Origin of the sequence: Streptomyces sp. NPDC002896 (genome assembly GCF_040295225.1) — a bacterium.
GTDB lineage: Bacteria > Actinomycetota > Actinomycetes > Streptomycetales > Streptomycetaceae > Streptomyces.
The window spans coordinates 471,479-485,292 of the sequence record NZ_JBEOVA010000006.1; the positions used below are offsets into that span (position 1 = coordinate 471,479).

The 13,814-nt window shown below is 69.9% G+C and carries 12 protein-coding genes; 11 read left to right on the forward strand and 1 reads right to left on the reverse strand.

All coding sequences use genetic code 11. The features are described from left to right. Positions 1 to 4: 4 nt before the first annotated feature. The 10 genes from ABT009_RS13740 to ABT009_RS13785 all read left to right on the forward strand — a co-directional run bounded on the left by ABT009_RS13740 (position 5) and on the right by ABT009_RS13785 (position 10,581). Positions 5 to 1,267 carry an MCE family protein gene (locus tag ABT009_RS13740; RefSeq protein ID WP_351292917.1) on the forward strand — a complete coding sequence of 421 codons (1,263 nt, stop codon included), beginning with the start codon at positions 5 to 7 and terminating at the stop codon, positions 1,265 to 1,267. Between the two features lie 5 nt (positions 1,268 to 1,272). Next, positions 1,273 to 2,310 carry an MCE family protein gene (locus ABT009_RS13745; protein WP_351293004.1) on the forward strand — a complete coding sequence of 346 codons (1,038 nt, stop codon included), beginning with the start codon at positions 1,273 to 1,275 and terminating at the stop codon, positions 2,308 to 2,310. Positions 2,311 to 2,357: 47 nt separating this feature from the next. Then, the gene (locus ABT009_RS13750; protein WP_351293006.1) at positions 2,358 to 3,338 is read left to right on the forward strand and encodes an MCE family protein; all 981 of its coding nucleotides are present in this window, start codon (positions 2,358 to 2,360) and stop codon (positions 3,336 to 3,338) included. Further along, positions 3,335 to 4,498 (forward strand): MCE family protein, encoded by a 1,164-nt coding sequence (locus ABT009_RS13755; protein ID WP_351292919.1) that lies wholly within the window; start codon positions 3,335 to 3,337, stop codon positions 4,496 to 4,498. The genes ABT009_RS13750 and ABT009_RS13755 overlap by 4 nt, the downstream gene beginning before the upstream one ends. Before the next feature lie 80 nt (positions 4,499 to 4,578). Continuing rightward, positions 4,579 to 5,877 (forward strand): MCE family protein, encoded by a 1,299-nt coding sequence (locus ABT009_RS13760; RefSeq protein WP_351293008.1) that lies wholly within the window; start codon positions 4,579 to 4,581, stop codon positions 5,875 to 5,877. Continuing rightward, positions 5,874 to 7,148, forward strand: coding sequence for an MCE family protein (locus ABT009_RS13765; protein WP_351292921.1), 1,275 nt, complete (start codon positions 5,874 to 5,876; stop codon positions 7,146 to 7,148). The genes ABT009_RS13760 and ABT009_RS13765 overlap by 4 nt, the downstream gene beginning before the upstream one ends. Further along, positions 7,145 to 7,696, forward strand: a complete 552-nt coding sequence (locus ABT009_RS13770; RefSeq protein WP_502989864.1) for an Rv1363c family protein — start codon at positions 7,145 to 7,147, stop codon at positions 7,694 to 7,696. Before ABT009_RS13765 ends, ABT009_RS13770 begins: the two co-directional genes overlap by 4 nt. Positions 7,697 to 7,753: 57 nt before the next feature. Next, entirely contained in the window at positions 7,754 to 8,584 is an 831-nt protein-coding gene (locus ABT009_RS13775) for an Rv1363c family protein (protein WP_351292923.1), read from the forward strand. Between the two features lie 168 nt (positions 8,585 to 8,752). After that, the gene (locus ABT009_RS13780; RefSeq protein WP_351292925.1) at positions 8,753 to 9,610 is read left to right on the forward strand and encodes a TIM barrel protein; all 858 of its coding nucleotides are present in this window, start codon (positions 8,753 to 8,755) and stop codon (positions 9,608 to 9,610) included. A gap of 65 nt (positions 9,611 to 9,675) precedes the next feature. After that, on the forward strand, positions 9,676 to 10,581 hold the full coding sequence (locus tag ABT009_RS13785) for a 2-hydroxy-3-oxopropionate reductase (protein WP_351292927.1): 906 nt from the start codon (positions 9,676 to 9,678) through the stop codon (positions 10,579 to 10,581). 372 nt (positions 10,582 to 10,953) lie between these two features. On the opposite strand, the gene gcl is transcribed toward ABT009_RS13785, so the two are convergent. After that, entirely contained in the window at positions 10,954 to 12,723 is a 1,770-nt protein-coding gene (gcl, locus tag ABT009_RS13790) for a glyoxylate carboligase (protein WP_351292928.1), read from the reverse strand. A 308-nt stretch (positions 12,724 to 13,031) separates the two neighbouring features. Between gcl and ABT009_RS13795 the strand changes: the two genes are divergently transcribed. Next, the gene (locus tag ABT009_RS13795; RefSeq protein ID WP_351292930.1) at positions 13,032 to 13,742 is read left to right on the forward strand and encodes a hypothetical protein; all 711 of its coding nucleotides are present in this window, start codon (positions 13,032 to 13,034) and stop codon (positions 13,740 to 13,742) included. Positions 13,743 to 13,814: the final 72 nt, after the last annotated feature.

Consider the following 13,814-nt stretch of genomic DNA (forward strand, 5'->3'; position numbering starts at 1 on the left):
GCCGATGCGGATCGTCACTCATAGGGCGAGACTGCGCCTGTACGGGATCGTCTTCATCGCCGTCATCGCGCTGCTCCTCGGCTTGTCCGTGGCCACCTACCAGCAGGTGTTCACCCCGGCCGTTCGGATCACACTGGAGGCCGACACGCTCGGCAACCAGCTGGACCCGCGCGCCGACGTCAAGCTGCGCGGGCTGCTGGTCGGCGAGGTGCGCTCGGTGCGGGCCGACGGCGAGAAGGCGACGCTCGACATCGCACTCAAGCCGGAGCAGATCGCGCAGATCCCGGCCGACGTGCAGGCGCGACTGCTTCCGAAGACGCTGTTCGGCGAGAAGTACGTCGACCTGGTGGTGCCGCGCGGCTCCTCGGGCCGGGCAATCCGTGCCGGGGACGTCATCACCCAGGACCGCACCAGGGTCGGCATGGAAGTGCAGCAGCTGCTGAACGATCTGCTGCCGCTGCTGCGCGCCGTGCAGCCCGGCAAGCTCAACGCCACGCTGTCCGCGTTCGCCGACGCCCTCGAGGGCCGCGGCGACCGGATCGGCGACAACCTCACCCGCGTCGAGCGCTATCTGCACCGCCTCAACCCGCACATGCCGTCGATACGGGAGGACATCTCCCGGTTCGCGGATGTCGCCGAGGTGTACGCCGACGCGGCGCCCGACCTGATGAGGATCCTCCGCAACACCGTCACCACCAGCCGCACCGTCGTCGAGAAGCAGGACCAGCTGGCGGCCGCGCTCGCCACGACCGCCACGGTCGCGGGCACCGCGGACGACTTCCTCGGCGAGAACGGCGACCGGCTGATCACCCTCGGCCGGGTCTCCCGCCCCACGCTTGAGCTCTTCGCCCGGTACTCACCCGAGTACCCCTGCCTCCTCGAGGGCCTGGTGCGGCAGGACAAGGCAGCGGACGAGACGTACAGGGGCGGCGAGATGCACATCACGCTCGAAGTCGTCCGCCAGCAGTCTCCGTACGAACCCGGCGAGGAACCACGCTATGCAGAGCGATCGGGCCCGAACTGCAGGGGCCTGCCCCACCCGCAGGTGCCCGCGGGGAAACCGAAACTCAACGACGGTACGAAGTCCGGGAGTTCGGACAGCGGGGCGCTGCCCGGAGGGCTCAACGTGTCCAGCACCGAGGCGGAACAGCGGGCCATCGGCTCGCTCGTCGCGCCCGTCATGGGTGTGCCGGCCGACGAGGTGCCGCCGGTCGCCACGCTGCTGTTCGGGCCGATGGCCCGCGGAACGGCGGTGAGCGTCGCATGAGTCGTATGAGGGGCAGGGGAGCCAGGGACACCGCGGCGCCGCTGGTCAAGTTCAGCCTGTTCGCGGTGGTGACGCTGCTGGCGACGGCACTGCTCGCCGCCACCATCGTCCATGTCTCGTTCACGCCCGAGGACACGTACCGGGCGGTGTTCAGCGACGTCACCAGCCTGGAGAAGGGCGACGACATACGCGTGGCCGGGGTGCGGGTCGGCGAGGTCGAGGACATCCGGATCAAGGACCGGACGCTGGCCGAGGTCACGTTCACGGTCAGCGCGGACCGACCGCTGTTCGCCAGCACCGGTGCGGTCATCCGCTACCGCAACCTCGTCGGGCAGCGCTACATCGCGCTGACCGAGGGCGCGGGCGACGGCACGCGGCTTCGGCACGGCGGCACCATCCCCTTGTCGCGGACGCAGCCCGCGCTGGACCTCAACGCGCTGCTCAACGGCTTCAAGCCGCTGTTCGCCGCGCTCAGTCCGAACGACGTCAACCAACTCGCCACAGAGATCATCAAGACGCTGCAGGGCGAGGGCGGCACGGTCAACAGCCTGCTCGCCCACACAGCCTCGCTCACCACGACGCTCGCCGACCGCGACGAGCTGATCGGGTCCGTGATCGACAACCTCAACACCGTACTGGCGACGCTCGACAAGCGCGGCGCCCGCTTCTCGGGGCTGCTCAAGCAGCTGCGGCGGGTGATCTCCGGGCTGTCCGCCGACCGCAAGCCCATCGGGGACTCGCTGGTCAGCATCGGCGATCTGACGGGCGCCACATCGGGCCTGCTCGAGGACGCCCGGCCGCCGCTGAAGGACGACATCGCCGGGCTCACCGAGCTCACCGGAACGCTGAACAAGAACGAGAAGACCGTGGAGGGCGTCCTGAAGCGGCTGCCGAACAAGCTCAACAAGCTGACCGGGACGGCGTCCTACGGCTCCTGGTTCAACTTCTACCTCTGCGACTTCGACGGCCGGATCGTGCTGCCGAAGACCAAAGAGGTGCTGTCCCCCGAGTTCCACGTGGCACGGGCGAGGTGCGGCGGATGAGGATACGTCTCCTTCCCCGGGCCCTGCGTATGCCGAGACGGCTCCGCATGACGCCGTTCCGCGAGAGGAACCCAGTGGTGATCGGCGCCGTCGGCCTCACCGCGCTCGCCCTGCTGACCGTCGCCGCGTTCAACGCCGACAGCCTGCCGCTGATCGGCGGCGGCGACACGTACAGCGCGGCCTTCTCGGAGGCCGGCGGCCTCAAGCCGGGCGACGAGGTGCGGATCGCCGGCGTCAAGGTCGGCAAGGTCGAAGACGTCGACCTGGACGGCGACCACGTGAAGGTGGTCTTCAAGGTCAAGGGCGACCCGGAGTTCGGGACCAGGACCGGCGCGTCGATCCGGGTCAAGACGATCCTCGGCGCGAAGTACCTGGCGCTGCACCCGAAGGGCACCGGGCAGCTGAAGCCCGGCAGCGAGATCCCGCTGAACCGGACCGTCCCGGCGTACGACGTCGTGCAGGCGTTCAGCGATCTGACGACCACGAGCGAGAAGGTCGACACCGATCAGCTCGCGACCGCCCTGGACACCATCTCGACCACGTTCCAGGACTCTCCTGCCGAGGTACGGGCGTCCATCAAGGGCCTGTCGAAGATCTCCCGGACGGTGGCCTCGCGGGACAAGGCGCTGGGCGACCTCCTCGACCACGCCAACGGGGTCACCGGTGTGCTGGCCGCGCGCTCGAAGGACTTCTCGGCGCTGGTCAAGGACGGCGACCAGCTGTTCAAGGAGATCAGCAAGCGGCGGACGGCCATCCACAACCTGCTCAAGAGCGCGGCCGCCCTCGGCATCGAGCTCTCCGGCCTGGTCGAGGACAACCGCAAGCAGATCGGCCCCGCGCTCAAGAGCCTGAACACCGTGGTCACCATGCTCGAACGCAACCAGGCCAGCCTCGACCGGAGCGTCAAGCTCCTCGCGCCCTATGTGCGGGTCTTCACCAACACCCTCGGCAACGGCCGCTGGTTCGACGGCTACATCCAGAACCTGGTCGCCGCTCCGGTGACCCCGCGGACGGGAGGGTCGCGATGAAGGGACGCACCTTGATCACGCTGAAGGGCCGTCCGGTCCGCATCCTGGCGCTGGTCACCGCGCTGGCCGTCGTCGTCACGCTCGCCGTCGTCCTGTGGCCGCGGCCCGAACCCGTCCGCGTCACCGCGTACTTCCCGCGCACCGTCGGCATCTACCCCGGCTCGGACGTACGCGTCCTCGGTGTCCGCATCGGCGAGGTCAAGAAGATCACGCCGGAGGGCACGCGGGTGCGGGTGGAGCTCCAGTACGACGAGGGGCGCAAGGTCCCAGCCGACGCCAAGGCCGCCATCATCAACTCCTCGGTGGTCAGCGACCGTTACGTGCAGCTGCTGCCGGTGTACCAGGGCGGACCCGCGATGCGGGACGGCGCCGTCATCCCCGAGTCGCGCACGGCCGTACCGGTCGAGCTGGACCGGATCTTCGCCAGCCTGCACACCACGGCCGACGCGCTGGGCCCGAAGGGCGCCAACAAGGACGGCTCCCTGTCACGGCTGCTCGGTGTCAGCGCCGACAACCTCGAGGGGCAGGGCAAGAACCTGAACCAGACCGTCGAGGATCTCTCGCAGGCGGTGACCACGCTGTCCGACGGCCGCCAGGACCTGTTCGGCACGGTGCAGAACCTGCAGGTGTTCACCGCCACCCTGGCGGCTGACGACCAGAGCGTGCGGTCCTTCAACACCAGCCTCGCCAACGTGGCCGAGCAGCTCTCCGGGGAACGCAAGGACCTGGCTGCCGCGCTGAAGCACCTCGGGACGGCCCTCGGCGACGTGGCGGAGTTCGTGAAGAAGAACAAGAAGTCGCTCACGTCCGATGTGAAGGGCCTCAGCAAGGTCACCAAGGTGCTGGTCCGGCAGCGAGCCGCGCTGGACGAGCTGCTGAAGGTCGCCCCCACGGGCCTGTCCAACCTGCAGAACGCCTACAACCCGGCCGCAGGCACCCTCGACACCCGCAACAACGCCGACCAGCCGCAGGACCCGGCCTCGCTGCTGTGTTCCGTGCTGAAGACGACCGGGGACGAGGGCGGCAAGAACCCCGACTGCCAGGAGCTGAAGAAGCTCTTCGACTCGCTGCCGGAACTGCCGACGGCAGGGAGCTCGGCGGTCTCGGGAACGGGCATGGTCGACAAGACCCTTGGCGGAATCCTGGAGGCCGGCGCGTGAGCGAGCTGCACAACGGCGCCCGGCGCGAGGACGAGCCGCACGTGAGCGAACCGCGCACGAGCGGGCGGCGCAAGGGCGTGCTGCGCAAGGGCGGGGCACTAGGCGCGGTCGCATGGGCGGCGGTCGGTTCGCTGCTGCTGTGCGGCTGCGAGTTCAACGGCCTGTCCGACGTCGATCTGCCCGGAGGTGCGGCCGCTGACGGCCACGCCTACCACGTCACCGTCGAGTTCAGGGACGTCCTCGATCTGGTGCCGCAGTCGGCCGTGAAGGTCAACAACGTCACCGTCGGCGCCGTCGAGAAGGTGGAGCTGGTGGGCTGGCACGCGCGCGTGCGGCTTCGAGTCGCCGACTCCGTGAAGCTGCCCGCCAACGCGGTCGCCGAGCTGCGGCAGACCAGCATGCTCGGCGAGAAGTACGTGGCCCTGTCCGCGCCCACCGACGCCAAGCCCGTGGGCCGGCTCGGCGACGGCGACCGTATCCCGCTGTCCCGCAGCGGCCGCAACCCGGAGATCGAGGAGGTGCTGTCGGCCCTTTCCGCGCTCCTCAACGGCGGCGGAGTGGCCCAGCTCAAGACGATCACCGTGGAGCTGAACAAGGCCCTGGAGGGCCGCGAGAACCGGGTCAAGTCCCTGCTCAAGGAGCTGGACACGTTCATCGGCGGCCTCGACTCGCAGCGCAAGGACATCGTCCGCGCCCTCAAGGGCATCGACCGGCTCGCCAAGCGGCTGAAGAGCGAGAAGAAGACGATCGCCACGGCCGTCGACACCCTGCCGCCCGCGCTCAAGGTCCTCGCCGACCAGCGGCGCAGCCTGACGAAGATGCTCACCGCCCTGTCGAAGCTCGGCAGGACGGGCACCAAGGTCGTCAACGCGTCCCGAGACGACGTGGTCGCCAACCTGAAGGCGCTGCGCCCGATCCTGGAGCAGCTCAACAAGGCGGGTGACGATCTGCCGAACTCCCTCGAGCTGCTGACGACGTATCCGTTCCCGCGCAGCGCGACGGATGCGATCAAGGGCGACTACGTCAACCTGAAGATCACCGCCGATCTCGATCTGGCGGGCATCTACGGCAATCTCACGGGCGGCTCCGGCAAGGGCGACGGCGGCTCGGGCACACCCGGCACCCCGGACCTGCCGGACGTCCCCGATGTGCCGACCGTCCCCGGCCTCCCCACACCCACCTCGCTGCCCGACACCCCCGACGTGCCGGACACACCCGCCACTCCCTCGTCCCCCTCGGGAGGCGGCGACCTGCTGTGCCCGCCGGTGTGCACCAGCAGCTATGCCGCGTACGGGAACGGCGGCCAGGACGGTGACGGCCTGCCCGCGGGGATCGATCTCGCCCTCGCGGAGCTCATGCTGAAGGGGATACAACCGTGATCACACGTACGGTCAAGGCCCAGCTGATCGCCTTCGCCACTGTCACCGCCGTGGGCGTGTCGTACGTCGGCTCCCAGTACACGGGTCTTGGGGACAGCCTCCTCGGCAGCGGGTACACCGTGCGGGCCGACTTCGCCGACTCCGGGGGCATCTTCCCCGGCGCGGAGGTCACGTACCGCGGGGTGCCGGTGGGCCGCGTCGGCGAGCTGCGGCTGAGCGGTGACGACGGGGTTTCGGTGGCGCTGAAGCTCGACGACGGGACGCGCATCCCCGCCAACACGCTCGCCGTGGTGGCGAACCGTTCGGCGGTCGGCGAGCAGTACGTCGACCTGCAGCCGCGCGGCAGCGGAGGCCCGTACCTGCTCGACGGCAGCACGATTCACCGCTCCGACACGCGGGTGCCGCTGCCCACCACGGATCTCATCCTCAGCCTGGACCGGCTGGTCAACTCCGTGGGCAGGGACGACCTGCGGGTCACCGTCGACGAGCTGGGTGAGGCCTTCGCCGGTACGGGACCGAATCTGAGCCGGCTCGTGGACTCCGGGAACAAGCTCGTCGAGTCGGCCTCCGACTCGCTCCCCGAGACGATCTCCCTGATCGAGGACTCCCGGAAGGTCCTCAAGACGCAGGCCGACCAGGGGTCGTCCATCAAGTCGTTCTCGCGTGATCTCGCCGACCTCACGGGGGAGTTGAAGAAGAGCGACGGCGACCTGCGCAAGCTGATCGGCAACACGCCGCCCGCCGCGGAGGAGGTCAACTCGCTGCTGAAGTCCACGCGGCCGGATCTGCCGGTCCTGCTGGCCAATCTGATCAGCGGCGGCCAGGTCACGCTGGCGCGGCTGCCCGGCGTGGAGCAGGCGCTGGTCACGTTCCCGGTGGTGGTCGCGGGCAGCTACACCGTCATCCCGGGCGACGGCACCACGCACTTCGGGCTGGTGCTCAATGCCGACGACCCGCCCGCGTGCACCCAGGGATACGGGACGCAGCGGCGCGACCCCTCGGACACGAGCACCCGCGAAGCCAACACGAACGCGCGGTGCACGGCCCCGCGCGGCAGCAAGACGTCGGTACGCGGCGCGCAGAACGCGCCCGGCGCGTCCGCCGGTTCGTCCGGCGTGAACCAGTCGGCGTACGTGACGCCGTACGACCCGGAGACCGGCACCGCGCTCGGCCCGGACGGAACGGCCGTCGAGATCGGCTCGACGGGCGGCGAACAGAGCGTGTTCGGAAAGGAGTCGTGGCAATGGCTGCTCGTCGGACCGATGGCATGACAGACAGCTTCTTCGTACGAGTGATTCGCCCGCTGCGGCGGCTCGCGACCGGACCCGTGGACGGCTCGGGCCGCGGCCGGGCGTGGCCCGCGGTACTCGCCGCGGCGACCGTCGTGACGATGGCACTGACCGGCTGGCTGAGCGTCCAGCTGTACGCGCAGCACGAGGCGGAGCAGCGGCGCCAGGACATCCTGGCCGCCGCCCGCCAGTCGGCGCTGAACTTCACCTCGATCGACTACCGGCACTACGACCGGGACAGCCGGAACGTGCTGAAGGGCGCGACCGGTGACTTCAAGGAGCAGTTCGCGGCGCAGACCGAGGAGCTGACCAAGCTGGTCGCCCAGAACAAGTCGGTCTCCGAGGGCCAGGTCCTCGAAGCCGGCATCACCCGCTCCACCGAGCGCTCGGCCCGCGTCCTGGTGGTCGCCGACAGCAAGGTGACCAACGCGTCGGTGCCCAAGGGGGAGGCCCGCACCTACCGGCTGCAGCTCGACCTCGTGCTGGTGGACGGCCGCTGGCTGACGTCCGGCGTCGAGTTCGTCGGCTGAGAGCGCTCCCGACGACCCGGCCCGCCTGCCCCCGTACGACCTGTGAGGAGAACGACCATGGCGAACCCGACCACCCGAAGCCGCACCGGCTCCCCCGCCCGCCGGAGCCTGACCGCGGCCGCCCGCGCGGCCGCCAAGCGCGCGGAGCGCATCGGCCACGATCCCGTGGACGAGGCGCTGGTTCCCATGGGCCGGGACCTGGTGGCGGACGCCTCCGACGCACCCCCGCGGCGGCCGGAGGGACAGCAGGCCGGCCGCACCCTGCTCATCGAGCCTCCGGACGGCTGGGACGATCCGCCGGAGCCGCGGCTGGAGTCCGAGGACTCCGAAGACTCCGAGGACAACGAGCGAGCGGAGCCCGCCGCCGAGCGCACGGCGCGCCGGCGCCGGCGGGGACTGCTCACCGCGGTGCTCGCCGTCGTGCTCGTGGCGGGCCTGGTCGCGGTGGCCGTGCTCGGCTGGCAGTACCGCGAGGGGCGGCAGACCGAGCAGGCGCGCGGGCAGGCGCTCGCGGCCGCGCGGACGGCGGCGCCCGTCGTGCTGTCGTACGACTACCGGCATCTGGACCGGGACTTCGCCGCGGCGCGGAAGTACCTGACCGGGGCCTTCCGCGACCAGTACGCGAAGACCACCAGGGCGGTGGTGGGGCCGACCGCCGAGAAGTACAAGGGCGTGGTGAAGGCGACGGTGGTGAAGCCCGCGGGCGGTGGTGACCCGGCGGCCTCCGTGGTGTCCGCCTCGCCGGACAAGTCCGTGGTCCTGCTCTTCGTCAACCAGGTCACGCAGAGCACGCAGGTCTCCGGGTCCCGCGTGGATCTGAACCGGGTGCGGATGACGCTCACCCGTACGTCCGACGGCTGGAAGGTGAGCGCCGTCGACGCGCTCTGACCGTCAAGGTCTCCTCGGCCCTCCTTCACACGCCCCCGCGCATCGGCCCAGCGCGGGGGCGTCTCTGTCGCGCGCCTTGACACCACTGCTGAACCACAGGCAGTCTTCCATTAAGCAGAATTGAACTTCCACAATTCGGAATTCATGGGAAGGGACGGCTTACCGGTCATGCCTGGTTCTGAGACAGCCGCCGCCACCGACCAGCGCTTCGACGTCAACCTGTCGATCCTCTTCACCGAACTCCGGCTCCTGGAGCGCCCGGCGGCCGCCGCGGCGGCGGGCTTCACGGCGGCCGAGCTGTGGTGGCCCTGGACCGACGCCCCCGTACCCGATCAGTCCGATGTCGACGCCCTGAAGAAGGCGATCGAGGGAGCGGGTGTGCAACTGGTGGGCCTGAACTTCTACGCCGGGCAGCTGCCGGGCCCCGACCGCGGCGCCCTGTCGATCCCCGGCGAGGAGTCGGAGAGGTTCCGGGCCAACATCGACGTGGCCGCCGGCTTCGCCGAGTCCCTGGGCTGCAAGGCCCTCAACGCCCTCTACGGCAACCGCGTCGAGGGAGTGGACCCGGCGGTCCAGGACGAACTCGCCCTCGAGAACCTGGTACTCGCGGCCCGGGCCGCCGACCGGATCGGCGCGATTCTGCTGGTCGAGACCCTCAACAAGCCGGAGTCGTCGCTCTATCCGCTGGTGAGCGCGCCCGCCGGCGTCGAGGTCGTCGACAGGGTCAACGAGGCGACCGGCCTCGGCAACACCCGCTTCCTCATGGACCTGTACCACCTGTCCATGAACGGCGAGGACCTGCCTGCGGTCATCGAGCAGTACACGGCGAAGACCGGCCACGTGCAGATCGCCGACAACCCGGGCCGCGGCGCCCCCGGCACCGGCTCCCTGCCGCTGGAGGAGCTCATCGGCAGGCTCCGCAAGGCGGGTTACGACGGCTGGATCGGCCTGGAGTACAAGCCGGGCGACCGCCCGAGCGCCGAGGCGTTCGGCTGGCTGCCCGCCGAGGCCCGCGCCGCGGGCTGACGCCTTTACGCGGCGCCCCTTCGGCAACTCATCGACGTAGCACGGCTTTCAGAGGAGGCACCCTCATGAGCGACAACCTCCCCGGCAAGCTGCCCAACGTGGCATGGATCGGCCTCGGCATCATGGGCTCCCCCATGGCCGAGAACCTGATCAAGGCCGGATACCCGGTCACCGGCTACACGCTGGAGCAGGACAAGCTCGACCGGCTCGCCGCCGCGGGCGGCACGGCGGCCGGCTCGATCGCCGAGGCAGTCCGGGACGCCGACGTCGTGATCACGATGGTGCCCGCCTCGCCGCAGGTCGAAGCCGTCGCCTACGGCCCCGACGGCATCCTGGAGAACGCACGGCCCGGCACCCTCCTGATCGACATGTCCTCGATCACCCCCGGGACGTCCATCGACCTCGCCAAGGCCGCGGCGGACAAGGGCATCCGCGTACTGGACGCCCCTGTCTCCGGCGGCGAGGCGGGCGCGGTAGAGGCCGTGCTGTCCATCATGGTCGGTGGTGAGCAGGCCGACTTCGACGAGGCCAGGCCCATCTTCGAGGCCCTCGGAAAGACGATCGTGCTGTGCGGCCCGCACGGTTCCGGCCAGACGGTGAAGGCCGCCAACCAGCTGATCGTCGCCGTCAACATCCAGGCCTGCGCCGAGGCCGTGGTTTTCCTGGAGAAGTCCGGCGTGGACCTCGAGGCGGCTCTCGAGGTCCTGAACGGCGGTCTGGCCGGCTCCACGGTCCTGACCCGCAAGAAGGACAACTTCCTGAACCGGGACTTCAGGCCCGGCTTCCGCATCGACCTGCACCACAAGGACATGGGCATCGTCACCGACGCGGCCCGTGCGGTCGGCGCCGCGCTGCCCGCAGCCGCCCTGGTCGCCCAGCTCGTCGCCGCGCTGCGCGCGCAGGGCGACGGCGGCCTCGACCACTCGGCGCTGCTGCGCGGCGTCGAGCGCCTCTCCGGTGCCGAGGTCTGAGCCACCCCCGAGTTTCCGGGCCGCGCCGGCGCCGACACTGTCCTGTCGCGCCCAGGCGCCGCCGCGGCCCGGATTCCATCGCTCCACAACCTCAACTTCGTGCTTGAAGCGCCGAGTTCGGACGAACCGGACTCGGCGCCCGCGCGCGTACACCGTCACGCGTAGGTGGCCGACGTACTCGGTCTACGGAAACCTCAAGTCTTCCTCTGAAACGACGCCCGGGGGCTTCGCATCCGGCCACCGTTGGGCAGAACCTGAGCACACGAGGCCCGCCGGCACGGGGGCGGCGGGCCTCGACTCCCACTCTTGGCCTATCGACTCTTGGCCTGTCGACTCTCGGCCTCGACACTCAGCGTCGGCGCTCAGCCTCGTTCAGACCGATGTGGGCGCATGCCACGGCTCCGTGGCGACCTCCTCGAACTCGACCACATTGCCGATGTCCGCCGTCGTGGACATCGAGATGTTGGTGACACGCTCCAGGATCGCCTCGACGACGACCGGCACCCGGTGCTCGGCGGCAAGCTTCCTGGCCTCCTCGAAGGCGGCGCCCAGCTCGTTCGGGTCGGTGACCCGGATCGCCTTGCAGCCGAGACCCTCGGCGACCTTGACGTGGTCGACGCCGTAGACACCGAGCTCGGGAGAGTTGAGGTTCTCGAACTCCAGGTTCACCTGGAAGTCGATGCCGAGGCCGAGCTGCGCCTGGCGGATCAGCCCGAGGTAGGAGTTGTTCACCAGGACGTGGACGTACGGGATCCTGTGCTGCGCGCCGACCGCCAGCTCCTCGATCATGAACTGGAAGTCGTAGTCCCCTGAGAGCGCGACCACCTGGGCGTCCGGGTCGGCGGTGGCCACACCGAGCGCCGCCGGGACCGTCCAGCCGAGCGGGCCCGCCTGGCCGCAGTTGATCCAGTGCCGCGGCCGGTAGACGTGCAGCATCTGGGCGCCCGCGATCTGCGAGAGGCCGATGGTGGTGACGTACCGGGTCTCGGGCCCGAACGCCCTGTTCATCTCCTCGTAGACGCGCTGCGGCTTGATCGGGATGTCGTCGAAGTGCGTACGGCGCCGGAGAGTGGCCTTCCGCTCCTGGGCGGAGGCGGCCCAGCCCGAGCGGTCCGGCAGAAGGCCATCGCCCTTGAGTTCCTTCGCCACCTCGACGAACAGCTCGAGTGCGGCCCCGGCATCGGAGGCGATGCCGTAGTCCGGCGCGAAGATCTTGCCGATCTGGGTGGGCTCGATGTCGACGTGGACGAACTTGCGGCCCCGCGTGTAGACGTCGAGCCTGCCGGTGTGGCGGTTGGCCCAGCGGTTGCCGATGCCGAGGACGAAGTCGGACTCCAGGAAGGTCGCGTTGCCGTAGCGGTGCGAGGTCTGCAGGCCGACCATGCCGGCGTTCAGCTCGTGGTCGTCGGGGATGGCGCCCCAGCCCATGAGCGTGGGTATCACCGGCACCCCCGTCAACTCGGCGAATTCCACAAGGCGTTCGCATGCGTCGGCGTTGATGACGCCCCCACCCGCGATGATGAGCGGGCGCTCGGCGGCGTTCAGCAGCGCGAACGCCTTCTCGATCTGGGCGCGGGTCGCGTACGGCTTGTAGACCGGCAGCGGCTCGTACGTGTCCGGGTCGAACTCGATCTCCGTCAGCTGGACGTCGATGGGCAGGTCGATGAGGACCGGACCCGGACGGCCGGAGCGCATCAGATGGAACGCCTGCTGGAAGACCCCGGGCACCTGCGCGGCCTCGAGGACGGTGACGGCCATCTTGGTGACCGGCGTGGCGATCGCGGCGATGTCGACGGCCTGGAAGTCCTCCTTGTGGATCACGGCCGTCGGTGCCTGGCCGGTGATGCACAGGATCGGGATCGAGTCGCCCGTGGCCGAGTAGAGCCCGGTGATCATGTCTGTGCCGGCCGGACCGGACGTACCGATGCACACGCCGATGTTGCCGGGGTGGGTACGGGTGTACCCCTCCGCCATGTGCGAGGCGCCCTCGACATGGCGGGCGAGGGCGTGGCCGATGCCGCCGGCCTCCTTCAGCGCCTTGTAGAAGGGGTTGATGGCGGCACCCGGCACACCGAACGCATGGGTCACGCTCTCGCGCTTGAGGATCTCAACTGCCGCGCGGGCAGCGGTCATTCGAGCCATTGAGTACTCCTGATCCGGCTGTCGGATTCGGACTCCCGTCGCGCCCAGCGGAGAGTGCTTTCTTCCGCGGCCATGCATTCGCGATCGACTTCCGATCGGAATTCCACATCACGGAAAACATGTTCTGCTATATGGAAGCAATGTAGGCAGCGGCGTCGGGAGCGTCAATAGACAGCCCCAGGGCGGCGTCCAATGGGGCGCCGCATGGCGCGATCTCGTCCGACCGGCTGTCACGGCTGGGGTAGTTGGAGGACGATGGGAGGGCCTTCTGACGTTCGATCACGAGTCTTGAGTTCTGGAGTGGGTTCATGGCCGAGAGCGTGCCGGTGCGGTGCCCCGTCTGCCGCCGCGAGCAGCTCTACGCACCGCCGTCCTATCCGTGCACGTGCGGCGCGCCCGTCCAGCCGCCCGTGGCGCGCTCGACCCCCCAGCCCGTCACCCACCGGACGTGGGCGGACGAGTGGGTGAGCGTCCAGTGCGAGGCGTGCGGGCGCGAGGACGAGTGGCCGCAGCCGGAGCTGGGATGCGCCTGCGGGACGGTGCTCAGGATCCCCGTCTCGGAAGGGGCCGCGACGCGCAGCCGGCAGGCGCCGTCGCTCCCCGTCCACATCCCGCTGCCGCGGACCGCCGCATCGCCCCGCCCGGCGTTCCATCCGGTCACGATCCGCACCGCACGCGACGCCGTCACCGCCGTAGCGCTGTATCTGCGCTGGCTCGGCTACCGCGACATCCGCAGCGCCGAGCACCGCACCTCGTCCGGGATCGGGCTCGTGGCCACAGGACTCGTCGCCCAGGTGGAGCCGTCTCTGCGGCCTGCGACCCTGCGCGATGTGGAGTGCCTCTGGCTCACGGGTACGGCCGAGTCCGCTCTGTCCGTCTACTTCTCACTGTCCGGCTATGCGGCCGATGCCCGGGTCCGCGCCGACGAACTGGGCGTCCCGCTGTTCGTCGTCGACCTCACGGGCACCCCGCAGCCGGTCAACAGCCGGGCGGACGAGCTGTACGCGGCGGGGGCGTAGGCCCTTGCGGGTGCGCAGCCCCATCCGGTGCACGCGCTCCTATCCCGTGCGCGCAAGTCCCGTGCCGCGCGC